The organism is Kitasatospora sp. DSM 101779 (genome assembly GCF_025655475.1).
Classification (GTDB): Bacteria; Actinomycetota; Actinomycetes; order Streptomycetales; family Streptomycetaceae; genus Kitasatospora.
This window is the reverse complement of sequence record NZ_JAHTIK010000001.1, coordinates 6,952,285-6,979,229: the sequence shown is the minus strand read 5'-3', so window position 1 is coordinate 6,979,229 and position 26,945 is coordinate 6,952,285. Positions and strand designations below refer to the sequence as shown.

At 74.2% G+C, this 26,945-nt stretch carries 20 protein-coding genes and 1 pseudogene; 7 read left to right on the top strand and 14 right to left on the bottom strand.

All coding sequences use genetic code 11. The features are described from left to right. Positions 1-91: 91 nt before the first annotated feature. Positions 92-3,811, top strand: a complete 3,720-nt coding sequence (locus tag KSNIM_RS31640) for a SpoIIE family protein phosphatase (RefSeq protein ID WP_263106552.1) — start codon at positions 92-94, stop codon at positions 3,809-3,811. A 129-nt stretch (positions 3,812-3,940) separates the two neighbouring features. Further along, positions 3,941-4,228, top strand: a complete 288-nt coding sequence (locus KSNIM_RS31635) for a hypothetical protein (RefSeq protein WP_263106551.1) — start codon at positions 3,941-3,943, stop codon at positions 4,226-4,228. 98 nt (positions 4,229-4,326) lie between these two features. Here KSNIM_RS31635 and KSNIM_RS31630 read toward each other — a convergent pair whose 3' ends face one another. From KSNIM_RS31630 to KSNIM_RS31610, 5 genes are read right to left on the bottom strand one after another with little or no spacing between them, the layout of a single operon-like run. Then, a complete protein-coding gene (locus KSNIM_RS31630; protein WP_263106550.1) occupies positions 4,327-5,094 on the bottom strand; it encodes a 3-oxoacyl-ACP reductase in 768 nt (255 codons plus the stop codon). Positions 5,095-5,099: 5 nt separating this feature from the next. Then, on the bottom strand, positions 5,100-6,464 hold the full coding sequence (locus KSNIM_RS31625) for an aldehyde dehydrogenase family protein (protein ID WP_263106549.1): 1,365 nt from the start codon (positions 6,462-6,464) through the stop codon (positions 5,100-5,102). Between the two features lie 53 nt (positions 6,465-6,517). Further along, positions 6,518-7,216 (bottom strand): gamma-glutamyl-gamma-aminobutyrate hydrolase family protein, encoded by a 699-nt coding sequence (locus tag KSNIM_RS31620; RefSeq protein ID WP_317634078.1) that lies wholly within the window; start codon positions 7,214-7,216, stop codon positions 6,518-6,520. Beyond that, entirely contained in the window at positions 7,213-8,571 is a 1,359-nt protein-coding gene (locus tag KSNIM_RS31615) for a glutamine synthetase family protein (RefSeq protein ID WP_263106548.1), read from the bottom strand. The genes KSNIM_RS31620 and KSNIM_RS31615 overlap by 4 nt, the downstream gene beginning before the upstream one ends. Continuing rightward, positions 8,568-10,145, bottom strand: coding sequence for an amino acid permease (locus tag KSNIM_RS31610; protein ID WP_411543805.1), 1,578 nt, complete (start codon positions 10,143-10,145; stop codon positions 8,568-8,570). Before KSNIM_RS31610 ends, KSNIM_RS31615 begins: the two co-directional genes overlap by 4 nt. A 216-nt stretch (positions 10,146-10,361) precedes the next feature. On the opposite strand from KSNIM_RS31610, the gene KSNIM_RS31605 reads away from it, so the two are divergent. Further along, positions 10,362-11,093, top strand: a complete 732-nt coding sequence (locus KSNIM_RS31605; RefSeq protein WP_263106547.1) for a FadR/GntR family transcriptional regulator — start codon at positions 10,362-10,364, stop codon at positions 11,091-11,093. Positions 11,094-11,159: 66 nt separating this feature from the next. Here the strand turns inward: KSNIM_RS31605 and KSNIM_RS31600 are convergent, their stop codons facing one another. The 5 genes from KSNIM_RS31600 to KSNIM_RS31580 all read right to left on the bottom strand — a co-directional run bounded on the left by KSNIM_RS31600 (position 11,160) and on the right by KSNIM_RS31580 (position 16,334). After that, a complete protein-coding gene (locus KSNIM_RS31600) occupies positions 11,160-12,320 on the bottom strand; it encodes an acyl-CoA dehydrogenase family protein (protein ID WP_263108197.1) in 1,161 nt (386 codons plus the stop codon). Positions 12,321-12,328: 8 nt separating this feature from the next. Further along, entirely contained in the window at positions 12,329-13,546 is a 1,218-nt protein-coding gene (locus tag KSNIM_RS31595) for a CaiB/BaiF CoA transferase family protein (RefSeq protein WP_263106546.1), read from the bottom strand. 169 nt (positions 13,547-13,715) lie between these two features. Continuing rightward, positions 13,716-14,225, bottom strand: a complete 510-nt coding sequence (locus KSNIM_RS31590) for a YbaK/EbsC family protein (RefSeq protein ID WP_263106545.1) — start codon at positions 14,223-14,225, stop codon at positions 13,716-13,718. 78 nt (positions 14,226-14,303) lie between these two features. Further along, the gene (locus tag KSNIM_RS31585) at positions 14,304-14,795 is read right to left on the bottom strand and encodes a hypothetical protein (protein WP_263106544.1); all 492 of its coding nucleotides are present in this window, start codon (positions 14,793-14,795) and stop codon (positions 14,304-14,306) included. A gap of 126 nt (positions 14,796-14,921) precedes the next feature. Further along, positions 14,922-16,334, bottom strand: coding sequence for a DUF6777 domain-containing protein (locus KSNIM_RS31580; protein ID WP_263106543.1), 1,413 nt, complete (start codon positions 16,332-16,334; stop codon positions 14,922-14,924). A 187-nt stretch (positions 16,335-16,521) separates the two neighbouring features. Here KSNIM_RS31580 and KSNIM_RS31575 point away from each other — a divergent pair, with 187 nt between their 5' ends. Further along, positions 16,522-17,877, top strand: a complete 1,356-nt coding sequence (locus KSNIM_RS31575) for a streptophobe family protein (RefSeq protein ID WP_263106542.1) — start codon at positions 16,522-16,524, stop codon at positions 17,875-17,877. Positions 17,878-18,202: 325 nt separating this feature from the next. Here the strand turns inward: KSNIM_RS31575 and KSNIM_RS31570 are convergent. The 3 genes and pseudogenes from KSNIM_RS31570 to KSNIM_RS31560 all read right to left on the bottom strand — a co-directional run. Next, positions 18,203-19,043, bottom strand: a pseudogene (locus KSNIM_RS31570) (serine/threonine-protein kinase); the annotation flags it as partial. After that, a complete protein-coding gene (locus KSNIM_RS31565) occupies positions 19,040-19,570 on the bottom strand; it encodes a hypothetical protein (protein WP_263106541.1) in 531 nt (176 codons plus the stop codon). The gene KSNIM_RS31565 and the pseudogene KSNIM_RS31570, both read right to left, overlap by 4 nt. A 6-nt stretch (positions 19,571-19,576) precedes the next feature. Then, positions 19,577-21,928 carry an FHA domain-containing protein gene (locus tag KSNIM_RS31560; protein WP_263106540.1) on the bottom strand — a complete coding sequence of 784 codons (2,352 nt, stop codon included), beginning with the start codon at positions 21,926-21,928 and terminating at the stop codon, positions 19,577-19,579. Between the two features lie 203 nt (positions 21,929-22,131). Between KSNIM_RS31560 and KSNIM_RS31555 the strand changes: the two genes are divergently transcribed. The 3 genes from KSNIM_RS31555 to dacB all read left to right on the top strand — a co-directional run bounded on the left by KSNIM_RS31555 (position 22,132) and on the right by dacB (position 25,642). Further along, positions 22,132-22,407, top strand: a complete 276-nt coding sequence (locus KSNIM_RS31555; RefSeq protein ID WP_263106539.1) for a hypothetical protein — start codon at positions 22,132-22,134, stop codon at positions 22,405-22,407. Next, positions 22,388-23,785 (top strand): PQQ-binding-like beta-propeller repeat protein, encoded by a 1,398-nt coding sequence (locus KSNIM_RS31550; RefSeq protein WP_263106538.1) that lies wholly within the window; start codon positions 22,388-22,390, stop codon positions 23,783-23,785. The genes KSNIM_RS31555 and KSNIM_RS31550 overlap by 20 nt, the downstream gene beginning before the upstream one ends. Before the next feature lie 234 nt (positions 23,786-24,019). Further along, the gene (gene dacB, locus KSNIM_RS31545; protein ID WP_263106537.1) at positions 24,020-25,642 is read left to right on the top strand and encodes a D-alanyl-D-alanine carboxypeptidase/D-alanyl-D-alanine-endopeptidase; all 1,623 of its coding nucleotides are present in this window, start codon (positions 24,020-24,022) and stop codon (positions 25,640-25,642) included. 72 nt (positions 25,643-25,714) lie between these two features. On the opposite strand, the gene KSNIM_RS31540 is transcribed toward dacB, so the two are convergent. Further along, positions 25,715-26,833: a hypothetical protein gene (locus KSNIM_RS31540; protein WP_263106535.1), complete on the bottom strand. Its 1,119-nt coding sequence runs from the start codon at positions 26,831-26,833 to the stop codon at positions 25,715-25,717. Positions 26,834-26,945 lie beyond the last annotated feature (112 nt).

The following is a 26,945-nucleotide window of genomic DNA, read 5'->3' as shown; positions in this document are numbered from 1 at the left end:
GGCCGCCGTGCGGTCGTGCGCTCCTCTGGGCGGGCTCCGGCTGCCATGGGAGGATGGCAGGGCGGAAGGCCGATCTCTGGACGGTGCCTGGATGGACAATCCCGAGCAGGGCACGAGCTCCCCGAACCGCCGGGATCCGGCTGCGGAGGGGCCCGACGGGCACGCCCGCGACGGGCTGCTCATGGTGCCGATCGCGACGGCGCTGATCGCCGAGGACGGGCGAATCCTGCACTGGAGCCCCGATGCGGAGACCCTGCTCGGCTACAGCACCGAGGAGGCGATCGGCGAGTTCGCCGCGAACCTGCTGATCACCGAGGAGCAGCGGGGCGACGTGCTGACGCTCTTCGACCACATCGTCAGTGGTCGGGCCTGGTCCGGGGTGTTCCCGGTCAAGCACCGCGAGGGCCACCACGTGAACCTGGAGTTCCGCACCCACCCGATCGCCGGCCCCGACGGGCGTCCGCTCGTCCTGGCGGTGGCCTCGGACGTCACCGCGCTGCGCCGCCTGCAGGCGGACCTGGCCGTACTGGACGGATTCTTCACCCAGTCGCCGGTCGGCATGGCGGTGTACGACTCCGAGCTGCGGTTCGTCCGGCTGAACAGCGCGCTGGCGAAGATCAACGGCCTGCCGGTCGACGAGCACCTCGGCCGGCGGGTCACCGAGGTGCTGCCCGGCATCAACGGCCGCGAGGTCGAGGCGGTGATGCGCAAGGTCCTGGACGGCGGGCCGCCGGTGGTCGACTCCCGCTCGCACGGCCGCACCCCGAGCGACCCGACGCACGACCATGCCTGGTCGGCGTCGTACTTCCGGCTGGACGAGCCCGGCGGACAGGTGCTGGGGGTCAGCTCGACGATCGTCGACGTCACCGAGCGGTACCGGGCCGAGCACGCCGCGGCGATGGCCCGCGAGCGGCTGACCGTGCTGGCGGAGGCCACCGTCTCCATCGGCACCACGCTGGACCTGCGGCAGACCGCGCGGGAGCTCGCCGAGGTGATCGTGCCGCGGCTGGCCGACGCGGTGGGCGTGTTCGCCCTGGAACACCTCGTCTCCGGCGCGGAGGCGACCGCCTCCGAGGAAGGGCTGCGGGTGCGCCGGCTCGCCGTGGCCACCGCCGATCCGGAGCACCCGATCGGCGAGCTGCCGACCGAGGCGGTGTACCGGATCCCGCCCGGGTCGGTGTACGAGCAGGCGCTCACCTCCGGCCGGACGATCGTCGCCCCCAACTGGGACCTGCCGCTGCTCGCCGACGAGGCGCTCACCGAGCGCGTCCGCGACTACCTCGACGACCGGCCTCGGCCGGTGCGGGTCGCGCCGCTGGTCGCCCGCGGCACCGTGCTCGGCATGGTGGTGTACTCGCGCAGCCCGGAGCGGGAGGGCTTCGGCCCGGAGGACAGCACCCTCGGCGACGAGCTGGCCTCCCGGGCCGCCGTCGCCATCGACAACGCCCGGCTCTACCTGCACCAGCAGCAGACCGCGCAGGCCCGCGAGCAGGCCCTCACCGAGGCGCGCGCCGCGCAGGAGCGGCTCGCCCTGGTGAACGCCGCCTCGGCGCGGATCGGCACCACCCTCGACCTCGCGCAGACCGCCCGGGAGCTCGCCGAGACGGCCAGCCCGCGGCTGGCCGACACCGTCGTCGTCGAGGTGCTGGACGCGCTGGTGCGCGGCGCCGAGACCGGGGCGCCGGGCCGCGCCGACCGCTCCGCCGTGCTGCGCCGGATGGCCTTCCACACCGTGCCGGGCAGCGGCATGAGCCCGGTCTCGCCGGTCGGCAGCGTGCACCGCTTCCACCCGTCGACGCCGTACGCCTGGGTGCTCGCCCACCGCCGCCCGGTGCTGCTGCCGGAGCTGGACGAGCCGACGCTCAACTGGTTCAACGACGACCCGGAGCGGGCCGCGGCCGTCCGCGAGCAGCGTGTCCGCTCGGTCATGGTGGTGCCGCTGATCGCCCGCGGCTCCGCGGTCGGCGTCGCCACCTTCTACCGCAGCGTCACCGAGCGCCCGTACGACCAGGAGGACCTGCGCCTCGCCGGGGAGCTCGCCGCCCGTGCCGCCGTCTCCATCGACAACGCGCTGCTCTACACCCGGGAGCGGGACGCCGCCGAGCAGCGCCAGCGCGCCCTGGAGGCGGCGGGCGCCGCACAGGCCCGGCTCGCGCTGTTGAACGAGGCCTCCACCCGGATCGGCACCACCCTCGACCTGCAGCGCACCGCGCAGGAGCTGATCGACGTGGTGATCCCGCGGTTCGCCGACTTCGTCACCGTCGACCTGCTGGAGTCGGTGCTGGAGGGCGACGAGCCCGAGCCGGTGCCGCGGGACGGCTCGGTGATGCTGCGGGCCGTCGCGGTCGGCGAGGTCGGTGCGAGCGGGACGATGATCGGCGCGGCCGACCCGGTCGGCGGCGGTTCGCGCTCCGCGCAGCTGTACGCGCAGAGCCTGCGCACCGGCCGGTCGATCCTGGTGCCGCACGTCGACGAGGCCGCGCTGCGCCGGATCGTCGCCCACCCGAACCGGATCGCCCCCAGCCTGGAGGCCGGCGTCCACTCGTACCTGATGGTGCCGCTGCTGGCCCGCGGCACGGTGCTCGGCGGCGTCGAGTTCGTCCGCACCCACAACCCGGAGTCCTTCACGCACGCCGACGTGGCGCTCGCCGAGGAGCTCGCCGCCCGGGCCGCCGTCTGCATCGACAACGCCCGGATCTACCGCCGCGAGCGGGACACCGCGCTCACCCTGCAGCGCAGTCTGCTGCCGCAGGACGTGCACCGCACCCCCGGCCTGGAGATCGCCCACCGCTACCTGCCCAGCAGTGTGATCAGCGAGGTGGGCGGCGACTGGTTCGACGTCGTTCCGCTCAGCGGCGGCCGGGTCGCGCTGATCGTCGGCGACGTGATGGGCCACGGCATCCGGGCCGCCGCCACGATGGGCCAGCTGCGCACCGTCGCCCGGACGCTGATCACCCTGGAGATGGATCCGGCCCGGGTGCTGCGCCGGCTCGACGACGCGGCCGCCGCGATCGGCGAGAGCCAGTTCGCGACCTGTGTCTGCGTGCTCTTCGACCCCGTCGACCGGATCTGCACCGCCGCGACCGCCGGCCACCTGCCGCCGGTGATCGCCCGCGCCGACGGCTCCACCGAGTTGCTCGAACTGCCGCCCGGTGCGCCGCTCGGCGTCGGCGGCGTGCCCTTCGAGTCGGTGCACACCACCCTCGACGAGGACGCCATCCTCGTCCTGTACACCGACGGCCTGGTCGAGCGCCGCGGCCGCGATCTGGACGAGGGCATCGACCTGCTGCGGCACACCGTCGCCGAGCGCCGCGACTCGCTGGAGCAGACCTGCGACGCGGTGCTGGCCGCCCTGGGCGCCGCCGCCGGACAGGACGACATCGCGGTGATCATGGCGCACTCCCGGCCGATCGGCAGCGACCGGCTCGCCACCCTCACCCTGGCCGGGGACCGCGCGATGGTCCGGCACGCGCGGCGGTTCGCGCGCGAGACGCTCACCGAATGGGGACTGAACGGGCTCAGCGACATGGTCGAGCTGCTGACCAGCGAGCTGATCACCAACGCCCTGGTGCACGCCGGCGCACCCGTGCAGCTGCGGATGTTCCGCAACCAGGTGCTCACCGTGGAGGTCGCCGACCGGGACCGGCACGAGCCGCGGCTGCGCCGCGCCCGGGCCGAGGACGAGGGCGGCCGCGGCATGCACCTGGTCAACGAGCTGGCGCACCGCTGGGGCGTGCGTGCCACCAAGGACGGCAAGGTCGTCTGGTACGAGCTGGAGCTGCCGCCCGGCGCCACCCGGGGCGCCGCCTGATCTCACCCGGACGGCGCACGGGCTGCTCCGTCGAGGTGAGGCGGGCGGGTGATCGGGTCGTGTCGGTTCGTACGCGGGCGGTGGGGGCCGCAGGATCGGTGCCGTCCGGCTTCCCGACCAGGAGGACTCATGCGCTCCAGCCTCGCCAGGATCACCACCGCCGCGCTCATCTCCGGCCTCGCCGTCTTCGGCGCCGCAGGCTCGGCCGCCGCCCACGGCTCGCTGGCCGTCGGCGGCGACGCCAGCTCCACCGAGGGCGGGGCCCTCGCGGTCGGCGGCGACGCCGACGCGCTCCTCGAGCAGGCGCTCGCGGTGGGCGGCGACGCCTCCTCCGCGGAGGAGGCGGCCTTCGCCGTGGGCGGCGACGCCGCCGGTTACGGCATCGGCGTCGCGGTCGGCGGGGACTCGTCCTCCTGACCCGTGCACCCCGACGCCGTACGGCCTGACCCGTACGGCCGGCGCCGGCCGGGCGGCTCCCCTGGGGGCCGCCAGGCCGGCGCGCTGCCGCGTACCGGCTACTGCGGGGTGACGTAGGCGCCGGAGATGCCGCCGTCCACCAGGAAGGTGTTGGCGGTCATGAACGAGGAGTCGTCGCTGGCCAGGAAGGCCACCGCGGCGGCGATCTCCTCCGGCTCGGCGAACCGGCCGAGCGGGATGTGCACCAGGCGGCGGGCGGCGCGCTCCGGGTCCTTGGCGAACAGCTCCTGCAGCAGCGGGGTGTTCACCGGCCCCGGGCAGAGCGCGTTGATCCGGATGCCCTCCCGGGCGAACTGCACGCCCAGCTCCCGCGACATCGCCAGCACGCCGCCCTTGGAGGCGGAGTAGGAGATCTGCGAGGTCGCCGCGCCCATCACCGCCACGAACGAGGCGGTGTTGATGATCGAGCCCTTGCCCTGCCGCTGCATGTGCGGGATCGCGTACTTGCAGCACAGGTAGACGCTGGTCAGGTTGACGTCCTGGACGCGCTTCCACGCCTCCAGGCCGGTGGTGAGGATGGAGTCGTCGTCCGGCGGGGAGATGCCCGCGTTGTTGAACGCGATGTCCAGGCTGCCGTACTCCTCGACCGCCCGCTCGTACATGGCGCGCACGGCCGCCTCGTCGGTGACGTCCGCCTGCACGAACAGGCCGCCGACCTCGTTCGCGGCCTTGGCGCCCGTCTCCTCGTCGAGGTCCACGCAGACGACCTTGGCGCCCTCGGCGGCGAACCGCCGCGCGGTGGCCAGGCCGATGCCGCTGCCCGCTCCGGTGATGACCGCCACCCGGCCGTCCAGTCGCTTGGTCATGCTGGTCACTCCTCCGTGGAGATGAAGACGTTCTTGGTTTCGGTGAAGGCACCGAGGGCGTCCGGGCCGAGCTCACGGCCCAGACCGGACTGCTTGAAGCCGCCGAACGGCGTCGAGTACCGCACCGAGGAGTGCGAGTTGACGGACAGGTTGCCCGCCTCCACGCCGCGGGCGACCCGCAGCGCGCGGCCCACGTCCCTCGTCCAGATGGAGCCGGACAGGCCGTAGTCGGTGGCGTTGGCGATGCGCAGGGCGTCCTCCTCGCCGCGGAACGGCACGACCGCCACCACCGGGCCGAAGATCTCCTCGGTGAACGCCCGGTCGTCGTGCCGCACCGGCGCCAGCACCGTCGGCGGGTACCAGAAGCCCGGCCCCTCGGGCGCGCTGCCGCGGAAGGCCGCCTCCGACACGTAGGAGGCCACCCGCTCGCGGTGCGCGGCCGAGATCAGCGGCCCCATCTCGGTCTTCTCGTCCGCAGGGTCTCCGACCCGCACCCCGCGGACGGCCGGTTCCAGCAGCGCCATGAAGTCCTCGAACACCGACTCCTCGACCAGGATCCGGGACCGCGCGCAGCAGTCCTGGCCGGCGTTGTCGAAGACGGCGTAGGGGGCGGTGGCGGCGGCCTTCGCCAGATCGGCGTCGGCGAAGACGATGTTGGCGCTCTTGCCGCCGAGTTCGAGGGTCACCGGCTTCACCTGCGCGGCGCAGCCCGCCATGATCTCCTTGCCGACCCGGGTCGAGCCGGTGAAGACCACCTTGCGGACGTCCGGGTGGGTGACGAAGCGCTGCCCGACCACCGGGCCGCGGCCGGGAAGGACCTCCAGCACGCCCTCCGGCAGGCCCGCCTGCAGGGCGAGTTCACCGAGGCGCAGCGCGGTGAGCGGGGTGAGCTCGGCCGGCTTCAGCACGACGGTGTTGCCTGCGGCCAGGGCAGGGGCGAAGCCCCAGGCGGCGATCGGCATCGGGAAGTTCCACGGCACGATGATGCCGACGACGCCGAGCGGCTCCTGGAAGGTCACGTCGATGCCGCCGGCGACCGGGATCTGGCGGCCGAACAGCCGTTCGGGGGCCGCCGCGTAGTACTCGATGACGTCGCGGGCGTTGCCCGCCTCCCAGCGGGCGTTGCCGACGGTGTGGCCGGCGTTGGCGACCTCCAGGGCGGCGAGGTGCTCGCGGTCGGCGTCGACGGCCGCGGCGAAGGCCCGCAGCAGCCGGGCCCGGTCCGCCGGGGCGACCCGGCGCCACTGCTCGAAGGCGGCCCTGGCCCGGGCGATCGCGGCGTCCGTCTCCGCGAGGCCCGCCAGGTCGACGGTGGTGATCACCTCCTCGGTCGCGGGGTTGACCACCTGGTAGCGGTCGGGGTCGGTCATCAAGTGCTCCTTGTCCGGTGGAGAAGCAACGCGTGCGGTGGCCGTGCCGGGGTTCATCCGCGGGCGGCCCGGGTGAGTGCCTCGAAGAGGCGGAGGTCGTCGGGGTCGGTCTCGGGGTGCCACTGGACGGCCAGGGCGAAGCGGTGGTCGGGGAGTTCGACGGCCTCGACGGTCTCGTCGGCGCTCCAGGCGGTCGGCCTGAGGCCGGTGCCGAGGCGGGCGACGGCCTGGTGGTGGTAGCAGTTGACCTTCGTGTGCTCGCCGAGGATGCCGGCCAGCCGGCTGCCCGGACGGATCCGTACGGGCTGCTGCACGAACACCGCCGGGACCTGCTGGTGGCTGCCGTCGGGCAGGTGCTGCAGCAGGCTGCCGCCCAGGGCGACGTTGAGCAGTTGCAGGCCGCGGCAGACGCCGAGCACCGGCAGGTCGTACGCCAGGGCGGCCGCGAGCACCTCGAACTCCCAGTCGTCGCGGGCCCGGTGGGGCTCCCCCGTGCGCGGGTCGGCGGCGGCGCCGTACCGGGCCGGGTCGATGTCGGAGCCGCCGGCGAGGACGACACCGTCGAGCGCGTCGACCAGCCGGCCGACCCCGCCCGGCTGCGGGGGCAGCAGGACGGGCGTGCCGCCGGCCCGGGAGACCGCGTCGACGTAGGTCTGCGGGACGAGCGAGGCGGGCTGCCGCCACACCGACCAGGCGGCCTCGTCCTGGTAGCTGGTGATGCCGATGAGCGGGCGGTGGTGCACGGTGCTCACAGCCGCTCGAATCCGCGGCGCCGCTCCCAGTCGGTCACCGCCCGGTCGTAGGCGGCGAGTTCGACCCGGCCGGCGTGCGCGTAGTGCCGGACGACGTCCTTGCCGAAGGCCTCGGTGGCGGCCTCGCTCGCTTCGAAGGCGTCCACCGCGTCGCGCAGGGTGGCGGGCACCCGGGGGGCGTCGGAGGCGTACGCGTTGCCGGTGAACTCCGGTTCGAGCTCGAGCCGGTGCTCGATGCCGTGCAGGCCGGCGGCGATCAGTGCGGCGACCGCGAGGTAGGGGTTGACGTCACCGCCGGGGACACGGTTCTCGAAGCGGAGCGAGGCGCCGTGGCCGACCACCCGCAGTGCACAGGTGCGGTTGTCCCGGCCCCACGCGATCGCGGTCGGGGCGAAGCTGCCGGGCACGAAGCGCTTGTAGGAGTTGACGGTCGGGGCCAGCAGCAGCGCGAACTCGCGCAGGCAGGCGAGCTGCCCGGCGAGGAAGTGCTCCATGGTGCGCGAGAAGCCGTACGGGCCGTCGCCCGCCATCACGGGTGCGCCCTCGGCGTCGCGCAGGCTCAGGTGGATGTGGCAGGAGTTGCCCTCGCGCTCGTCGTACTTGGCCATGAAGGTGAGGCTGCAGCCCTCCTGGGCGGCGATCTCCTTGGCACCGGTCTTGTAGACGGCGTGGTTGTCGCAGGTGGTGAGCGCCTCGGCGTACTTGAAGGCGATCTCGTGCTGGCCGAGGTTGCACTCGCCCTTGGCGGACTCCACGGTGAGGCCGGCGCCGGCCATCCCGTTGCGCAGCCGCCGCAGCAGCGGCTCGACCCGGGCGGTGCCGAGCACGGAGTAGTCCACGTTGTACTGGTTGGCCGGGGTGAGGCCGTGGTACGCGCGCTCCCAGGCCTGCTCGTAGGTGTCCCGGAAGACGATGAACTCCAGCTCGGTGCCGGCGTACGCCTGCCAGCCGTAGCCGGCCAGCCGGTCCAGCTGGCGGCGCAGGACCTGCCGCGGCGAGACGGTGACCGGGCGGCCGTCGTGGTGGTGGACGTCGCACTGCACCATGGCGGTGGCCGGGTGCCAGGGCACCATCCGCAGGGTGGCGAGGTCCGGGGTGAGCACGAGGTCGCCGTAGCCGCTCTCCCAGGAGGAGATGGCGTAGCCGTCCACGGTGTTCATGTCGGTGTCGACGGCGAGCAGGTAGCCGCAGCCCTCGGCGGCGCCGGGGACGACGTCGGAGAGGAAGTACTCGGCGGCGAGGCGCTTGCCCTGCAGCCGGCCCTGCATGTCGGTCATGGCGAGGACGACCGTGTCCACGGCGCCGTCGGCGACCAGCTCGCGCAGCCGGTCGAGGGTGAGCCTGGGGCTGGTCATCGGATCTCCAGTTCGGCTTCGAGGGCGGCGAGTTCCTCGGGCGTGCCGTGGACCTTGGGGCCGGTGAACCAGTGCCTGGCGGAGACCAGCCACCACAGGCCGGCGAAGCCGAGGACGACGGCGACCGCGACGGGTGTGTAGTTGAAGCTGACGGCGGTGACGGGGCTGACGGTGGGCAGCATGAACAGCACGGTGATCACGGCCGTCCAGCCCACCGCGACGGTCCCGATGATCCTGCTCCAGCGGCCCAGATGCCAGGGGCCGCGCTGGAAGGCGTCACCCTGGCGCAGTCTGAGGAATGTCGGGATGACGTACGAGATGTACAGGCCGATCACCGAGATGGAGGTGACCGCGGTGTAGGCGGTGGAGTTCCACAGGGCGGGCAGGCCGAGCAGCAGGGCGCCGCCGGTGGCGAGCCAGACCGCGTTGGTGGGGGTGTGGGTGCGCGGCGAGATCCGGTGCCACAGGGCGGAGCCGGGCAGCGCGCCGTCCCGGGAGAAGGCGTAGATCATCCGGGAGTTGGCGGTGACGGAGGCCATGCCGCAGAAGAACTGGGCGCCGATCACGATGAGCAGCAGCAGCTTGGCGCCGGTGGTGCCGACCGCGTCGATGAAGATCTGCGCCGGCGGCACGCCGGTCGGCCCGTCGAGCGCACCCTGGTAGTCCTGGATGGCGAAGGTGATGCCGAGCAGCAGCACCCAGCCGGCGACCAGCGAGACGGTGATCGCGTTGACGATGCCGCGGGGGCCGGAGCGGGCCGCGTCGTGGGTCTCCTCGGTCATGTGCGCGGAGGCGTCGTACCCGGTGAGGGTGTACTGGGCGAGCAGCAGGCCGAGCATGGCGACGTAGAACTGGCTGTGGAAGCCGGTGTTGTTGACGAACTCGGTGAAGACGAAGGACGCCGAGGCGTGCTTGGACGGCAGGATCGCGAGCGCGCCGACGATCACGGTGACGCCGACCAGGTGCCACCAGACGGAGACGTCGTTGAGGCGGGCGACCAGCTTCACGCCGAGGGTGTTGAGCAGGCCGTGCAGCAGCAGGATCACCGCGAAGATCTCCACGGTGTGCGCCGGGGTGGCCGCGAAGTCGAACTGCAGGGCGAGGAAGGCGTTGGTGAAGAACGCGGCGCCGTAGTCGACGCCGGCGGTCACGGCGACCTGCCCGAGGAAGTTGAACCAGCCGGTGAACCAGGACCAGGCTGCGCCGCGGCTGCGGGCGAGCTTGGCGGACCAGTAGTAGAGGCCGCCGGCGGTCGGGTAGCTGGAACAGATCTCGGCCATCGCCAGGCCCACGCAGAGGGTGAGCAGGCCGACCAGCGGCCAGCCCCAGACGATCATCGCCGGGCCGCCGGTGTTCATGCCCATCCCGTAGAGGGTCAGGCAGCCGGAGAGGATCGAGACGATCGAGAAGGAGACGGCGAAGTTGGAGAAGCCGGACATCGAGCGGGTGAGCTCCTGGGCGTAGCCGAGCTCGTGAAGCCGCTGTTCGTCGGCCGAAACCGGCGGGGTCGCCGCCGGAAACACGGATGCGGGAGTGTGGTGCGCTGCCTGGTCGGGTGTGGGGTCGGCGGACATGGGCACCCCTGGGGAGTGAGGCGGGCCTGGACGCGCGCAGCCACGGCGGTGTGGATGCGCCCTCCGAACGTTCAATGGCCCGAAACCAGACCATTGGATGGGCAGCATCGTTCACCCTGGGTTCGGGGCACGTCAAGAGGGAAGCGACGAAGAACCCCCTGCGGAACGGGGGCGGCCGACACGGGGCACGCGCCGGGCCGTGGGTACGATGCCCGCGTGGACGAGGCAGGGATCGACTGGCAGGCGGGGGCGATCTTCCGTCCCGTCCGGACGGGCAACGCCTTCGAGGAGACCGTCGAACGGCTGCTCCAGGCCATCAAGCTCGGCGTCTTCGGCCACGGCGACCGGCTGCCCGCCGAACGCGACCTCGCCGCCCGGCTCGGCGTCGGCCGGGAGACCCTGCGCGAGGCGATCCGCTCGCTGCAGCAGGCCGGCGCGGTGGAGTCCCGCCGCGGCCGCTACGGAGGAACCTTCGTCACCTACCGGATGCCGCCGCCGGACGTCGCCGACCTGCGCCGCGCCGCCAGCGACCTCGGCGAGGAGCTGGAGGACGCGCTGACCTACCGGCTCGTCCTGGAGGCCGGTGCGGCGGAGACGGCCGCCCGCCGCGACCTCACCACCGAGCAGCGCGCCTACCTGCAGCGGCGGCTCACCGACCTGGAGCAGGCCCCGCCGGAGGAGTACCGGCGCCTCGACTCCCGCTTCCACCTGGCGATCGCCGAACTCACCGGTTCCCGCTCCCTCGCCACCGCCATCGCCGAGGCCCGCATGCGCCTCAACGACCTGCTGAACGCCATCCCGATCCTGGACCGCAACATCGACCACGCCGCCCACCAGCACCGCGGCATGGTCGACGCCATCCTCGCCGGCGACGCCGACACCGCCCGCCGCGCCACCGAGGAACACCTGGCCGCCACGGCCGCCCTGCTCCGCGGCTTCCTGGGCTGACGGCCGGGCACGACGCCGGAGCCCCGCCGGACGGGTCCGGCGGGGCTCCGGCGTGCGGTGCGGGTGTCAGCGGTAGGCGGGGATGCCGGTGAGGGCCTGCCCGATGACGAGGGTGTGGATCTCGCTGGTGCCCTCGTAGGTGAGGACGGACTCGAGGTTGTTGGCGTGGCGCAGCGGCGAGTAGTCCAGCGAGATGCCGTTGGCGCCCAGGATCGTGCGGCACTCCCGGGCGATGGCGATCGCCTCGCGGACGTTGTTGAGCTTGCCGACGCTGACCTGCTCGGGGCGGATCCGGCCCTGCTCCTTCAGCCGGCCGAGGTGGACGGCGAGCAGGGCCGCGTTGTTCAGCGAGACGGCCATGTCGGCGAACTTCTGCTGGGTGAGCTGGAATCCGCTGATCGGCCGGTCGAACTGGATCCGCTCGCCACCGTAGGCGAGGGCGGTCTGCAGGCAGTCGCGGGCGGCGCCGACCGCGCCGAACAGGATGCCGAACCGCGCCTCGTTCAGGCAGGACAGCGGTGCACCGAGCCCGCGGGCCTCCGGCAGTTGCGCGGAGGCGGGCAGCCGGACGTCGGCGAAGCTGAGCTCGGCGGTGGTGGAGGCACGCAGCGAGAGCTTCTGCTTGATCTCGCGGGCCTCGAAGCCGGGGGTGCCGCGCGGCACGAGGAAGCCCCGGACGCCCTCCTCGGTGGCGGCCCACACGGTGGCGATGTCGGCGATCGCGCCGTTGGTGATCCACATCTTGGCGCCGTTGAGGATCCAGTCCTCGCCGTCGCGGACGGCCCGGGTGCGCATGCCGGCCGGGTTGGAGCCGAAGTCCGGTTCGGTGAGGCCGAAGCAGCCGATGGCCTCGCCGGCGGCCATCCGCGGCAGCCACTCCTGCTTCTGCTCCTCGGAGCCGTACCGGTGGATGGAGTACATGGCGAGCGAGCCCTGCACCGAGACGAAGCTGCGGAAGCCGGAGTCGGCGGCCTCCAGCTCCAGGCAGGCGAGGCCGTAGGCGACCGCCTCGGTGCCTGCGCAGCCGTAGCCCTTCAGGTGCATGCCGAGGACGCCGAGCTTGCCGAGCTCGGGGGCGATCTCCCGCGGGAAGTGCGCGTTCTCGAACCACTCGGGCAGGTTCGGGCGGACGTGGTCGGCGAGGAAGCGGGCCACGGTCGCCTGGATCTCCCGCTCCTCGTCGGTGAGCAGCGAGGGGATGTCGAGCAGGTCCAGCGGGTCCTTCATCGGGCCGGTCACGGGAGGTCTCCGTTCGTGGGGTGGTTCGTGGGGTGGTTCGTGGGGTGGTGGGGTGCGTCGAGCCAGGCGAGGAGTTCGTCGGTGTGCTCGCCGAGCCGCGGTGGTGCGAGGCGGTAGGCGGGCGGGGTGCGGGAGAGGCCGATCGGGTTGGCGACCAGGCCCTGGTCGGTGCGGGGCGACAGTCCGAGGCGCTCGGCGAGGCCGAAGGCGTCCGCGAGGTCGTTGACCGGGCCGCAGGGGACGCCGAGCGGGGTGAGGTGCTCGAACCAGGCTGCGGCGGTCCGCTCGCGCAGGCGCCGGCCGAGCTCGTCCGCGAGTTCGTCGACGTGGGTGACGCGGTCGGCGTTGGTGGTGAAGCGCGGGTCGTCGGCGAGGTCGGGGGCGTCCACCCCGCGGCACAGGGCCCCGAACTGACGGTCGTTGCCGACCGCGATCACCAGCGGCCGGTCGGCGGCGCGGAACACCTCGTACGGGGCGATGGAGGGATGCCGGTTGCCGAGGATACCGGGCACGGCACCGGCCAGGGTGTAGCCGGCCGACTGGTTGACCAGGCTGGAGAGCAGCGTGGAGAGCAGGTTGACCTCGACGAGCTGGCCGCGGCCGGTGGTGTCGCGCTCGCGCAGGGCGGCCATGATGCCGAAGGCGGCGTGCAGTCCGGTGAGCACGTCGACCAGGGCCACACCGGCCTTGACCGGCTGGCCAGGGCCCGGCCCGGTGACGCTCATCAGGCCGCCGACGGCCTGGATCAGCAGGTCATAGCCGGGCAGTGCGGCGCCCTCGCCGGCGCCGAAGCCGGTGATCGAGCAGTACACCGCGCGCGGGTTGGCGGCGCCGACGTCCTCGTAGGCGAGGCCGTGCCTGGCCATCGTCCCGGGGCGGAAGTTCTCGACCACCACGTCGGCGCGACGGACGAGTTCGAGGGCGCGGCGGCGGTCGTCCGCGTTGCCGAGGTCGAGGGTGAGCGAGCGTTTGTTGCGGTTGACCGAGAGGTAGTAGGTGGCCTGGCCGTCAGGCGCGTACGGCGGCCCCCAGGCCCGGGTGTCGTCGCCGCCGTCCGGACGCTCGACCTTGACCACGTCCGCGCCGAGGTCCGCGAGGAGCATCGTGGCGTACGGGGCGGCGAGCACCCGGCCGAAGTCCGCGACCAGCACTCCGGCGAGCGGCGCACGCGCATCCGCTGCACCGGCGATCGATTCGGTCGGTTCCGTCCCCATCGGCACCTCCTTCGTTCGGTGTGACGCACATTCTGTGCACCCGAACCGCGCTTTGGCAGGCGACGAAATGGAGTGTCGCAAGGGGGAGCCGCTGGACGTTCCGTCCAGGTCCCCGCCGGTGCAGCGGCCGGATGCACTCAACGCCCGGGCGTCGGGCGGTGAGCGGGCGTCAGACGGTCGGCGGGGCGGTCGACAGGTCCTCGACCACCTCGGCGCCCGGCAGGTGCGCCAGCAGCGCGCCCGGGGCGATCAGCAGCTTGCCCGCCCGGTCCCCGCCGCCCAGCACGATCTCGGTGCGGCCGAGCACCGGCGCGTCCACGTACACGGGCATGCCGGGCGGCAGCGCCACCGGGGTCACCCCGCCGACCTGCATCCCGGTCAGCGCCACCGTCTCCTCGGCGCTCGCGAAGGAGACCCGGCGGGCGCCGAGCAGCCGCTTGACGGCCCGGTTGACGTCCAGCCGGCGGGTCGCCTGCACCAGGCAGGCCGCGTAGCGGCGCGGTTCGGTCTTGCCGACCACCAGGATGCAGTTGACCGAGTCCTCCAACGTGTAGCCGTACCGCTCGCAGAACTGCGCGGTGTCGGCGAAGGACGGGTCGATGTCCAGCCAGGTGTAGGGCGCTCCCCAGCCGTCCAGCAGGGCGCGGACGGACCCGGCGATACTCTGCGTGCTCTCCATGTGCCCCGAAGCTACCAGCCGGTCGCCCCGGCCCGGCAGACCGGTCGCGACACACCCGCCCCGGTGGCGCGCGGCAGTTCAGCCGGCCGCGGCGAGCAGCGCGGCCGGGAGGCCGAGTGCGGCGAGCAGGACGAGGACGAGCTCCTCGGCGAACGGGTCGGACTCGGCGGTGAGCACGGCCGCCAGCGCCTCGCGGTCGGCGGCCAGGCCGTGGGCGGCGGCCCAGTCCGCTGCGGTCGCGGCGGTCTCGGCCGGGTCGCCGAGCCAGTCCTGCGGACAGTCGTGGTCGAGGGCGGCCTCCGGCGACAGGACGCACGTCCAGGCGGGCCGGCCGGTGTCGAACACCTCGACCACGGCGAAGTCGCTGTCGAACACGAAGGCGTTGAGCACCGGCCCGCCCGTCTCCCGGGCGAGCGCCGACGGCTTCAGGTCGTCGCCGCTGCTCGCCAGCAGCTGCCAGCCCTCCGCGGCGGCGGACCGGTCGGCGACGCCCCCTGCGGCCCGGACGGCGGCCGTCCCGTCCAGTGGGGCGTCGAGGCGGGCGACGGTGAGGTTTCCGGTGAATCCCATGCCGCGCAGGCTAGGCGCCGCCTGCGACAGACGGTCGGTCCGCGGCCCGGCGGCGGACGTGCCGCGGTGGCGAACAGGGCTCGATGCCGGGCACCGACGGCGCGGTGCCCGGCATCGCAGGTGCGGTCAGGACTGCGGCGAGGCCGGCTCGACGGCCGACTGCGGGGATCCGGCGGACTGGCTGGACGCACCCGCGCCGCCGGCCGAGGACTGGCCGCCCTCGCTCTTCGGGGCGGGCGCCGAGCTGGGCGCCGACGGCGAACCGGACTCGGAGCCGGACGGGCCGGAGCTCGGGTGGCTCGGCGGGCTCGACGGCGGCGTGGAGGTCGACGGCGTCCCGGAGGACGGGGTGCCGCTCGACGGCGAACCGGAGGACCCGGAGGATCCGGAGGTCGACGGGGAGCCGGAGGACGAGGAGGTCGTCGGCGGCATCGTCACGTTCGTGGTGTCGTTGTGCCCCGTTCCGCCGGTCGGGCGGCCGAACGCGGTGCCGTTCGGGTCCACCAGCACGACCGTCTGGATCGGCTGCGGCGCGGGCGTCACCGTGACCACCTCGTGGCCGTTGAAGCCGGCCCAGGGCTGCCCGTTGTAGCTCGCGGGGGCGCCGGGGTCGACCGGCGGCGTCAGCGGGTTGCCGCAGGCGCAGCGGACCCGCGGCACGCCCTGGTTGTCGATCAGGACGGCGGTGCCGGTCTGCAGTACCGCCTGGTAGGCGGTGGCCTGGCCGTTGCTGAAGCCGTGGTTGGTGACCCGGGTGTCGGCGCGCAGCACGACGGGGGTGAGGCCCTTGAGGTAGCCGTCGATCTGGTTCGGCTGGATGCCCTCGACGCCGGCCCAGGCCTTGGCCTTGTCCGGGTTGGCCGCAAGGTAGCCGCTCAGCTTGGGCACGTCGCAGCTGGAGACGTTCATCGTGCCCCCGTAGAGCCCGACGTCGCCGCCGCTGCGGTTGCCGCCGGTCGGTGGCGCGACGGTCGGGCTCGCGGTGGGGGCGGCGTTCTGCCCGGCGACCGAGTCGGTGAACGGGTCCTGCCCGGCGGTGCCGGCCGGCTGCAGGGCGACCGACTGGGCCGCCGCGGTGGAGCCGGAGCCGCCGGAGAGCACCAGGCCGAGGACGACGCCGAGGACCACGGCGGCGATGCCCGCGGGCAGCACCGTCCGGGGGTTGCGCCACCAGGACGTCCGCCGGTGCCCGCCGCCTCCCCCGCCCCCGCCGGAGCCGTCTCCCCCGCCTCCGCCGCCGTCCCCACCGCCACCGCCACCGGTGACGACCGTCCGGGCGTTGCTCGGCGGGCCTCCGCGGCCGCCGGTGCCGCCCGGTCCGCCGGGGTGCGCCCCGGGCCCGGAGGTGGGGCCGGACGGCGGCCCGGAGGGTGCGCCGGGGAACGAGGAGGTGTGACCGGGGCCGGCCGGCCGGTTCCCGGAGGACGGCGGGCCGGAGCCGGGGCCGGACAGCGGGCCGGAGGGCGGCCCGGCCGGACCGTCGGGCGGACCGGACGGCCGGTCGGACGGCTGGTCGGGTGACGGTGGCAGCGGGCTCACGGGTCTTCCTCCCGTCCTGGGCACCCCCCGCAGGCCATTCTCCGCGCGCCCGGCCCGGCTCGCGCGACAGCTCGCCGTTTCCCGCCCGCGCGGCTCCCCGCTTCCGCCCCGCGGGCTCGCCGTTCCCCGTCCCCGGGCGGAGGCTGGAAGGAGTCCACCGGAGAGCCGACCCGGCAGGGAGCCGATTGTGCGGACGAGCAGCGGGCCCGGCGCCCGTACCAGCGGCGGGCCCGCGGCCCGCACCGGCGGGGCCGCGGGCGAGCTGCGGCACTGGGGCGAGGCACTGCTGGCAGTGGCGGCCGCGGTGGTCGCCATGCTGGTGGTGGCCGCGATCGGCCTGTACTTCGCCGGCGCGAACGACCTGCCCTCCGGTGGCTACCGCTCGGTGGTCGCGGCGACGGTGCTGATGGCCTGCGGAGCCTCCGCCCGGGTCGAAGGCGGGGCGGCGTTCGTGGCCGGGGCGAAGGGCGGCATCGAGGCAGTCCCACTCTCGGTCGCGCTGACCGGCGCGCTGCTGCTCGGATGGCTGTTCCTGCGCCCGATGCGGCTGCACGCCACGGTGAGCGGCCGGGAACTGCTGGCCCGGGTGGGCCGGATCGCCGTGCTGTGGGCGCTCGCGCTGCTGCTGCTGTCGATCCCGGCCGAGAAGAGCTTCGTGGTGTCGACCGGCGAGCCGCTGGTCGACGAGCTGGGCGGCTTGATCGGGGCCTCTCCCACGGTCGGCTTCGCCGTGGACACCGGCCGGGCGGTCGGCCTCGGCCTGCTGTGGCTCGCGGTGGTGCTGCTGCTCGCCCTGGCGGTCTCCCGGCGGACCCCGCTGCCGCTGCCGCTGCTGCGCTTCCACACCACCGTCCGCCCGGCCGCGCACGCCGTGCTGACCCTGCTCCTGGTCTACGTCGCGCTGGCGGTGCCGGCCGGCCTGGTGGAGGCCGCGGTCGGCGGGCACGCCCGGCAGACCATGGCCGTGGTCTTCCTCGGCCTGCCGAACCTGGCCTGGCTGGCCCTCGGCATCGGCATGGGCGGCGCCTGGCACGGCCACGTCGCCGGCACCCTCGGCCTGCCGATGCCGCAGCCGCTGGCCGGGGTGCTGCAGCAGAACGAGGACGTCCGGTTGGACGCGGCCACCCTCACCGAGCAGGACTCCCGGACCTGGCTGCTCGTCGCCCTGGCGGTGGTCGCGCTGCTGCTCACCGGCCTCGGCATGGCGATGCACGCCCCGCCCCGGGTCAAGGTGTGGCAGCACGCGGTGCACCTGGCGGTGGCGCTGGCGGTGGCGATGCTGCTGATCGGCGTGCTCACCCGGATCCACGCCGCGTACGGCCTCACCCTGCTCGGCTTCGGCGGCAGCGGCGCCGCGGTACTGGAGCCGGACCTGCTGGTGCTGGTGGCGGTGGGTGCGGTCTGGGGCGCGGTGGCCGGGCTGATCGGCGGCTGGACGGCGGCCCGGGTGCGCCGCGACACCGCGCCGGCGGCGGAGCAGCGGCCGGAGCCGGGCGAGGGCGGACCCGACGCGTCCGGGGCTCAGTCGCGGTCGGTGCCGTAGACCGGCAGCGCCCAGTCGGGCGGCTCCGGCGGGCGGGAACCGGAGGCCGGCGGGGGCGGGACGGGCGGCACCACGGACTTCCGGGGCGCGACGGCCCCCCGCGGCGCAGCCGGCTCGGACGACACCGCCGGCTCGGACGGCGCGACGGCCTCCCGCGGCGCGGCCGGCTCGACCGGTGCGGCGGACTCGGGCGGAGCAGCGGCCTCGGGAGGTGCGGCGGCCTCGGGAGGTGCGGCGAGTTCGGGCGGTGCGACGGACTCGGGCAGCTGCGGGACGAGTTCGGTCGGCGTCGGTACCGGGATCGCCGCGACGTGCTCCACGCCGTGCAGGGCGCCGACGAAGGCCAGACAGCTGTCGTACCGGTCGTCCGGCGCCTTGGCGAGTGCCCGGATCAGCACGTCGTCCAGGGCGGCGGGCAGGTTCGGGCGCTGCTCGCTGAGGTGCGGCGGGTCGTCGTTGAGGTGCGCCCACAGCTGGGCGAGGTCGTCGTCGCGCTCGTAGGGCGGGGTGCCGGAGAGCATCTCGTAGACCACGCAGGCGAGGCTGTAGACGTCGCAGCGGCCGTCCACCGGCTTGCCGTTGATCTGCTCGGGGGCGACGTAGTCCAGGGTGCCGACGAACTGGCCGACGGTGGTCAGGCCGGAGAGCGAGAGGGACTTCTTGGTGAGTCCGAAGTCGGTGAGGTAGACGTGCTCGGGGTGCTCGGAGTCGGTGCCCTCGGCGACCAGGATGTTGCCGGGCTTGACGTCGCGGTGGACGAGGTCGTGGCCGTGCGCGGCGTCCAGCGCGGAGGCGACCTGGGTGGTGATCCGCACGGTCTGGCGCAGCGAGAGCGGGCCCTCGCGGTCGAGCAGGGCGCGCAGGTCGCGGCCGCGGACGTAGCGCATGGCGATGTAGAGCAGTCCGTCGGCCTCGCCGGCCTCGTAGACCGGCACGATGTGCGGGTGGTCGATGGCCGCGGCGGCCTTGGACTCGCGGGCGAACCGCTCGCGGAAGACGTCGTTGCGGGCGAGGTCGGGGGCGAGCAGCTTGACCGCGACCGTCCGGCCGAGGCGGAGGTCCTCGGCGCGGTAGACCACCGCCATGCCGCCGCGGCCGATCAGCTGCTCCAACCGGTAGGCGGCGAGTTGGTGGCCGGTGAGGTCGGCCGGTGCGGCGGTCGTCATCCGGCGTCACCCCGGGCGCCGGCCGCGGACCGCCTGGCGGAGGGCGGGTCGACGGTGGCGTACGTCTGCATCCTGGCGCCGTCGCTGAAGAACCAGCGGCCCTGGTCGAGGTCGAGCAGCCAGGCGGAGGACCCGTCGATGACGGCGCCGAGCCGCAGGTTGCGGCTGCGGTCGCGGAAGGTCTCCAGGTCGATCAGGCCGTCCGCGTACTCGCCGACGAGGCGGCGGTAGGTCGCCAGAGCCTTCTCGAGGGCGGCGAGCAGCGGGCGCGGGTCCTCCAGCGGGGTCAGCGGGTGGTCGGTGCCGGACGGCGGGTGCGGCAGGGTGACCAGCAGCCGGCCGTCCACCCAGGCCGACCAGCCGTTGGAGCAGACGATCCGCGCCCAGTTGCCGCTGCTGTCGGCGAGCCGGACGGGCAGCAGCGGGTCGAGCCGCACGGACGGCCGGGACGGGTCCGGGCTCACCCAGGTCTGCAGCCCGTCGGCGGGCGCGACATGGGTGGGCTGGAACTCGTACGGGGCTGTCATCGGCGGTCACCTCCGCATGACGGCGGGTTCGTGACGGCGCAGCAGGCGCAGGACCAGCAGGCCGAAGACGATGCTCAGCACCACCATCATGCCCATGTCCAGCAGCCAGATCGAGGCCTCGTGCCGGAAGAGCGGGTCCGCGGTCAGCGGTTTGGGCACGGAGGCGTGCAGGTCGACGGTGGAGGCCATGGCGGCGAACGCCCAGCGGGAGGGGACGAGCCAGGAGAGCTGGGCGAGCACGGGGGTGCTGTTGAGCTGGATCAGGGCGCCGCAGAACACCACCTGGACGATGGCGACCAGCACCAGCAGGGGCATGGTCACCTCCTCCTTCTTCACCAGGGCGGAGATGAGGAGGCCGAGCATCATGGCGGTGAAGGCGAGCAGGGCGACGGCCAGGGTGATCTCCACCAGCGGTGGCATGAGGACGCCACCGCCGCCCTGTGGACGCAGGTCGACGCCGAGCAGCGCGACCATGGTGAGCACCACCGCCTGGACGACGGTGACGGTGCCGAGCACGATGATCTTGGACCAGAGGTACGCCGATCTGGACAGGCCGACGGCGCGTTCTCGCTGGTAGATGACGCGTTCCTTGACGAGTTCGCGCACCGAGTTGGCGGCGCCGGTGAGCACCGCGCCGACGCAGAGGATCAGCAGGGCGTTGAAGACGCTGTCCTCGGCGAGCTTCTTGCCTGCCAGGGCCCTGGCCATCACGCCCATGACGAACGGCAGCGCGATCATGACCGCGAGGAAGGTGCGGTCGGCGGTGAGCGCGGTGGCGTAGCGGCGGACGAGCGTGCCGACCTGGTGGTGCCAGCGCTGCGGGCGCGGAGGCTTGGCGGCCGGTGTCTCGGCGGCGGCCGGGGCGGGCAGCGCGGCCGGCCGCGAGTGGTCCATGGCGCCGGCGATGTAGCGGCGGTAGGAGGGCGAGGAGCGGTACTGGCCGGCCCAGTCGCGCTCGGTGTCGTTCTCGAAGGCGTCGAAGGCGTCCGGCCACTGCTGGAAGCCGAAGAAGTCGAGGGTCTCGCCGGGGGGGCCGTAGAAGGCGATCCGGCCGCCGGGGGCGAGGAGGAGCAGCCGGTCGCACACGTCGAGGCTGAGCACGCTGTGCGTCACGACGATGACGGTGCGGCCGTCGTCCGCGAGGTTGCGGAGCATCTGCATGACCGAGCGGTCCATGCCGGGGTCGAGGCCTGAGGTCGGCTCGTCCAGGAAGAGCAGCGAGGGCTTGGTGAGCAGTTCCAGAGCCACGCTGACGCGCTTGCGCTGGCCGCCGGAGAGGCTGGAGATCACCTGGTCGGCGCGCTTCTCCAGGCCGAGTTCGTGGATCACCTCCTCCACCCTGGCCTCCCGCTCGGCGGCGGCGGTGTCGTCGGGGAACCGCAGTTCGGCGGCGTACCGCAGGGCGCGGCGCACCTTCAGCTGGGTGTGCAGGATGTCGTCCTGCGGGACGAGGCCGATCCGGCGGCGCAGCTCCGCGTAGTCGCGGTAGAGGTCGCGGCCGTCGTAGCGGACGGCGCCCTCGTCCGCGGGGCGCAGCCCGGTGAGGGCGTTGAGCAGGGTGGACTTGCCGGCGCCGCTCGGGCCGGCCACGGCGAGCAGCATCTTCTGCCCGACCGGGAAGGTGACCGAGTCGAGCAGGCGGCGGCCGCCGGCCACGGTGACGCTGAGGCCGTCGACGTCGAGGTCGACGTCGCCGGTGTCGACGAACTGCTGCAGTTCGTCGCCGACCAGGCAGAACACCGAGTGGCCGATGCCGATCAGGTCGCCCTCGCCGACCAGGGCGTCGAGCACCGGCTGGCCGTTGAGGTAGGTGCCGTTGTGGCTGCCGAGGTCGACGATCTCCCAGCGGCCGTCGGAGCGGGCGCGCAGTTCGGCGTGCCGGCGGGAGACCGACAGGTCCCCGACGACCAGCTCGTTGTCGAGGGCGCGGCCGATCCGGACGACCTTGGCCGGGAGCGGGCGGACGGTGGTCGGCGGCCGCATCGAGCCGGTGATGGCGGTCAGCGCGGACGGCTGCCGGTCGACGGCCGGTTTCCGGGGCAGCTCGCGCAGGGTGCACCGGGGGCCGTCGGCGGCGCTGCCGAACCGCAGCTCGCTGCCGGGGCCGACGTCGAGGTGCCGGATCCGGTGCCCGTCGGTGTACGTGCCGTTGGTGGAGCCGGTGTCGTCGAGCGCCCAGTGGTCGCCGTCGGCGTGCAGCACGGCGTGGTGCCAGGACACCCGGGGGTCGGTGAGGAAGACCTCGCTCGTGGGGTCGCGGCCCACGTGGTAGGTGCGGCTCGGGCTGATGACCTGCGAGTCGCCTTCGGTCTCGAGTACCAGCTGCGGCGCGGTGAGCGCGGCGGGTCGCTCTCCCATACCGCCGATGGTAGCCGTGCCCCGGGAGGCACGCCCGCTTCCGCCGTGCGCCGCAGGCCACGGCACGGCCGGGAGCGGGCCCCGGCGCGGGGCATCCGGCGACATGCCCACGACGGGGCGATTCGGCCGGAAACACGTGTGTCACCCGGTATGTCTTGGGGCATGACGAGTTCGTACTGTCGGCCGCACACCGGGGAGGCTCCGTGAACACCTGGGCGACCTGGACCACGCAGGGCATCCTCGCCGGCACCGGAGGGGTGCGAACGGTCGAGTTGGGCGTCATCAAGGGCGATCTGACGGTCCACACGACGTGGATCGAGGGAGAGGCCCGGCTGACGGTCCAGTACAGCGGCGCGCTGGACTGGTTCACCGTGGAGGGCAGCCCGGTGCCCGCCGGGGACGAGTCGACGGCGCGCGAGCTCCACCAGCGCATGGTGGAGGCGGTGAAGGCCGGCGGCGGTGCGACAGCTCCGAGCTGACCGGCGGGCGCCGCTGCCCGCCGTCGCCGCGGCCCTGGCCGTGCTGCTCGCCGGGTGCACCTCGGGCGGCGGTTCGGCGGTCAGCACCGCGGCGCCGTCCACGGTGGTCGCCGGTACGGCCTCGCCGACCCCGCTGCGGGCCGGTGACTGGCCCACCTACCACCGCGACGCGCTGCGCACCGGCACGGCCCCCGACGCCGCCCCGGTCGGGCCGCTCGGCACCGCCTGGACGGCGAAGCTGGACGGCGCCGTGTACGGGCAGCCGCTGGTGGTCGGCGACAGGGTGCTCGCGGCGACCGAGAACAACACGGTGTACGGCCTGGACGCGGCGAGCGGCGCGGTGGTGTGGAGCCGTCACCTGGGCGCCCCGGCCCGGGCCGCCGGGCTGCCCTGCGGCAACATCGACCCGCTGGGGATCACCGGCACGCCGGTCTACGACCCGGCGACGGGCCGGGTCTTCGCGGTCGCCGAACTGGCGGGCGGCCGGCACGTGCTGGCGGGGCTCGACGCGGCGACCGGGGCGCTGGAGGTGCAGCGCGAGGTCGAGCCGCCGAAGGGGGACCCGCTGGCGCACCAGCAGCGCGCTGCCCTCGCCCTGTGGAACGGCCGGGTGGTGATCGCGTTCGGCGGTCTGTTCGGTGACTGCGGCAACTACGTCGGCAGCGTGCTGTCGGTGCCGACCAGCGGCGCCGGGACGGTGCTCTCCTACGCGGTGCCGACCGGCCGCGAGGGCGGGATCTGGGCGAGCGGCGGGCCGGTGGTGGACGGCGACCGGCTGCTGGTGACGGTCGGCAACGGCGAGTCGACGGGCGGCTCGTACGACGGCTCGGACTCGGTGCTGGCGCTCTCCCCCGAGCTGCAGCGGATCGACTGGTTCGCCCCCTCGACCTGGGCGGACGACAACGCCCAGGACCTGGACCTCGGCTCGCTCTCCCCGGTGCGGGTCGGCGGCCACGTGCTGACCGTCGGCAAGCGGGGCGAGGCGTACGTGCTGGACGCGCAGCACCTCGGCGGCATCGGCGGGCAGGTGGCGCAGGCGACGGTCTGCCCGGCGTACGGCGGAGCCGCGGTAGACGGCTCGGCGGTGTACGTGCCCTGCCAGCAGGGCCTCGCCCGGGTGACGGTGGGCCAGGACGGCTCGCTGCACCGGGACTGGCAGGTGGACCTGGAGCGCGGCGGCTCGCCGGTGGTCGGCGGCGGCGCGGTCTGGGTGGTGGACGACCACCGCGGCGTGCTGCTCGCCCTCGACCCGGCGACCGGGCGGGTGCTGCAGCAGGCGAAGACCGGCCCGGCGCCGCACTTCGCCTCCCCGGTGCTCGCCGGCGGGCGGGTGCTGGTGGGCACGGACGCCGGGGTCACGGCCTTCTCCGTGGGCTGATCCCCCACCCGGCCGCGGTCCCGCGCGCTTCCGCAGACCGGTCGAAATTCCCGTGAGACCTTCCGGCCCGCCGAGGCGTGTCCATGGACAGGAGCGTGTACCCGGGCTCGGGGGACGGCCGCACGGCCGCCCCACCCGAAGATCAACTGATGTTGCATCAACTGATAATGTGCAGGCCAAAACGGGGGCGTGGGCGACGCGCGCGCCCCGCCGTACCCGATTCCTGGAGCATCTGTGCCCGCACGCCTGTACCGCCGCGGCCTGCCGCTGGCCGCCGCCGCACTCGCCGCGTCCCTGCTCGCCGGCTCGGCCCAGGCCGACAATCCCGCGCCTGCCGACGCGACGCTGACGGCCGACCTCGACGCGCTGCTCGCCGATGCCCGCCTCGCCAACGCGCAGGCCGGCGTCCAGGTGCTCGACGCCGCCACCGGCCAGGTGCTGTACTCCCGCCAGCCCGGCGCGCTGCTCACCCCGGCGTCCACCATGAAGACCGTCACCTCGACGGCCGCCCTCGACCTGCTCGGCGCCGACTACCGGTTCACCACCGAGGTCCGCAGCACCGGGACCGTGTACGGGAACAAGCTCGCCGGCGACCTGGTGCTGAAGGGCGGCGGCGACCCCAGCCTGCTCGTCCAGGACCTGGAGGACCTGGCGGCCAAGGTCGCGGCCTCGGGCATCACCACCGTCACCGGCCGGGTGCTCGCCGACGGCACCCGCTACGACTCCACTCCGCTCGGCCCCGGCTGGACCTGGGACGACGAGCCGTACTCCTACAGCCCGCAGATCTCCGGTCTGACGATCGCCAACGACGCCGAGTACACCATGGACACCGTCCAGGTGACCGTCACCCCGGGTGCGGCCGGCGAGAAGGCCAAGGTCGCCCTGGTGCCCGCCGAGGCGCCGATGAAGTTCACCGGCAGCATCACCACCGGCGCGGCCGGCAGCGGCGCCTCCGCGGGCGTCGACCGCCGCCGCGGCGCCAACGAGCTGCTGCTCACCGGCAGCATCGCGGCCGGCTCCGCCCCGGCCACCTACTGGGTGACGGTCGAGGACCCGGCCACCTACGCGGCCAAGGTCTTCGCCGGTGCGCTCGCCCGGCACGGCGTGACGGTGCAGCACGGCGTCGCGTCCGCCACCGGAGCCGAGACCTCGGCGCCGGTCGCCTCGCACCAGTCCAAGACCCTCGCCGAGCTGATCGTCCCGATGCTGAAGATCAGCAACAACGGCATAGCCGAGCACCTGACCAAGGAGATCGGCAAGGTCAAGGGCGGGAAGGGCGACTGGGCCACCGGCGTCGCCCAGGTCAAGGGCTTCCTCAAGGCCAACGGCCTGGAGAACCCGGGCGGCCGCCAGGTCGACGGCTCCGGCCTCTCCCGCTACGACCTGATCACCCCGGCCAAGATGGCCGGCCTGCTCAAGGTCGCCCAGGACAAGCCCTGGTTCAACTCCTGGTACAACGCCCTGCCGGTGGCCGGCAACCCGGACCGGATGGTCGGCGGCACCCTGGCCGCCCGCATGCGCGGCACCAAGGCCGAGAACAACGTGCACGCCAAGAGCGGCTCGATGAGCGGCGTCGACAACCTGATGGGCTACGCCACCGCGCCCGACGGCCACAAGCTGATCTTCTCCGTGATGATCAGCAACTTCGCCGGCACCAGCCCGCGCCCGGTGATCGACGCCATCGCCGTCCGGCTCGCCGCCGGCCCCGCCGCCACCCCGAGCGCGCCGGCCGCCACCCCGGTCACCCCGAAGCTCAAGTCGCTGAACGCCCCCGCCCGCGGCGGCGACGAGGCCACCGGCACCAAGTCCGGCACCGGCACCCGATGGGAGGACTGCGAGGCCGTCGGCCGCTGCTGACGGCCTCCCCCCGGCACACCGCGGCCGGGCCCCTCGGGCGGTGTCCCGACGGGCCCGGCCGCGGTCGTTGCATCAGCCGGTGCCGCCGGCCCCCGCCTTCCCGGAGTCGCCCCCGCGCGGTGGCCTGCGGAGGCCGCGGGGCGCGCCGCCCGGTTCGGAGGCGGGCTCGGCAACGGGTTCGACGACGGGACGGCGCTGCCGCGGCGCGGCCTGCCCGGCGGCCCCTGCCCGGCGGACCGTCCGCGGCGGCTTCACCAGCGGCAGGGTGCGGCCGCGGACCACCCGCCACACCCCGACCGGGCACGGCCCGGCGTAGCGGCGCAGCCGGTCCGCCGTCAGGGTGCGCAGCCGAAGGTCGAGGCAGCTGTCGTGGGCCGCCTCCGGGTTCCAGGCACCGGTGGGCAGCCGGATGTGGTCGCTGCGGCCGAGCCGGTCCTGGCTGGTGCTCCTCAGCACCTCCAGCCGGCCCTCCAGGACCCGCACCACCAGCACCGGCCGGTCCTTGGACCCGCCGGACTCCTCGAACGGCACGTCCGCCCACCACATCTCGCCGGGCACCGGCCGGCGCTCCGGCGGTCGGACGCCGCCGCCGGTCCACTCCACCGGGGGCAGCCCGGCCAGCAGCCGCACCCGCGGCACCCGCCAGACCGCGGCCGCCGTGGTGCCGAGCGCCACCAGCAGCGCCGCCGCGGCCAGTACCGCGACGGTTGAACGCTCGGGCGCGCGCGCCAGCCAGAGCGCCGAGGCCGCCAGCGCGGCCACCGCGCCGGCCGCCGCCCGGGCCGGGCCGAGGTTGAGCAGTCCCCAGCCGAGGATGCACAGCACGACCGCGAAGGTGGTGACGGCGCCGAGGCCCAGCAGGTGGTCGAAGTCGGGGCCGCCCCGGTGGTACGAGAGCAGCGCGACGGACACGGCCGTGACGAACAGCGCGAGCGCCCGCGCCGCCAGCCGGTGCCAGGGGAACCGGCGACGCCGGTCGGGCCGCCGGGCCCAGGCGGTGGCGACCGCGGTGGCCACCGCGAGTGCGGCCAGGGCCGGCCACCGGTCCGCGCCCTGCGCGATCTCGCGCTCGACCTCCGGATCGGTGTGGCGCAGGTGGACGAGCAGCACGGCGCAGGCCACGTAGGTGAGCGAGGTCAGCCAGAGCACCGGCAGAAGGAGCACGAGCCGCTTCGCGGAGCGCAGGATCATGGACGCAGGGTAGGGCCTCCGTGCGCCCGCCCGACAGGGGCGTCCCACCGGCGTGTTGACACGGTGTCAGTAACGTGCCGGCACCCGGCCGTTGCGGGCCGGGTGCCGGGGT

Bases quoted from the DNA above. Each gene is read 5' to 3' on its own strand.
- KSNIM_RS31595 (WP_263106546.1), bottom strand. From the start codon at position 13,546: ATGGGGACGGAACCGACCGAATCGATCGCCGGTGCAGCGGATGCGCGT.
- KSNIM_RS31630 (WP_263106550.1), bottom strand. From the start codon at position 5,094: ATGACCAAGCGACTGGACGGCCGGGTGGCGGTCATCACCGGAGCGGGC.
- KSNIM_RS31585 (WP_263106544.1), bottom strand. From the start codon at position 14,795: ATGGGATTCACCGGAAACCTCACCGTCGCCCGCCTCGACGCCCCACTG.
- KSNIM_RS31640 (WP_263106552.1), top strand. From the start codon at position 92: ATGGACAATCCCGAGCAGGGCACGAGCTCCCCGAACCGCCGGGATCCG.
- KSNIM_RS31600 (WP_263108197.1), bottom strand. From the start codon at position 12,320: ATGAAGGACCCGCTGGACCTGCTCGACATCCCCTCGCTGCTCACCGAC.
- KSNIM_RS31615 (WP_263106548.1), bottom strand. From the start codon at position 8,571: ATGACCAGCCCCAGGCTCACCCTCGACCGGCTGCGCGAGCTGGTCGCC.
- KSNIM_RS31540 (WP_263106535.1), bottom strand. From the start codon at position 26,833: ATGATCCTGCGCTCCGCGAAGCGGCTCGTGCTCCTTCTGCCGGTGCTC.
- KSNIM_RS31565 (WP_263106541.1), bottom strand. From the start codon at position 19,570: ATGACAGCCCCGTACGAGTTCCAGCCCACCCATGTCGCGCCCGCCGAC.
- KSNIM_RS31610 (WP_411543805.1), bottom strand. From the start codon at position 10,145: ATGTCCGCCGACCCCACACCCGACCAGGCAGCGCACCACACTCCCGCA.
- KSNIM_RS31590 (WP_263106545.1), bottom strand. From the start codon at position 14,225: ATGGAGAGCACGCAGAGTATCGCCGGGTCCGTCCGCGCCCTGCTGGAC.
- KSNIM_RS31635 (WP_263106551.1), top strand. From the start codon at position 3,941: ATGCGCTCCAGCCTCGCCAGGATCACCACCGCCGCGCTCATCTCCGGC.
- KSNIM_RS31560 (WP_263106540.1), bottom strand. From the start codon at position 21,928: ATGGGAGAGCGACCCGCCGCGCTCACCGCGCCGCAGCTGGTACTCGAG.
- KSNIM_RS31625 (WP_263106549.1), bottom strand. From the start codon at position 6,464: ATGACCGACCCCGACCGCTACCAGGTGGTCAACCCCGCGACCGAGGAG.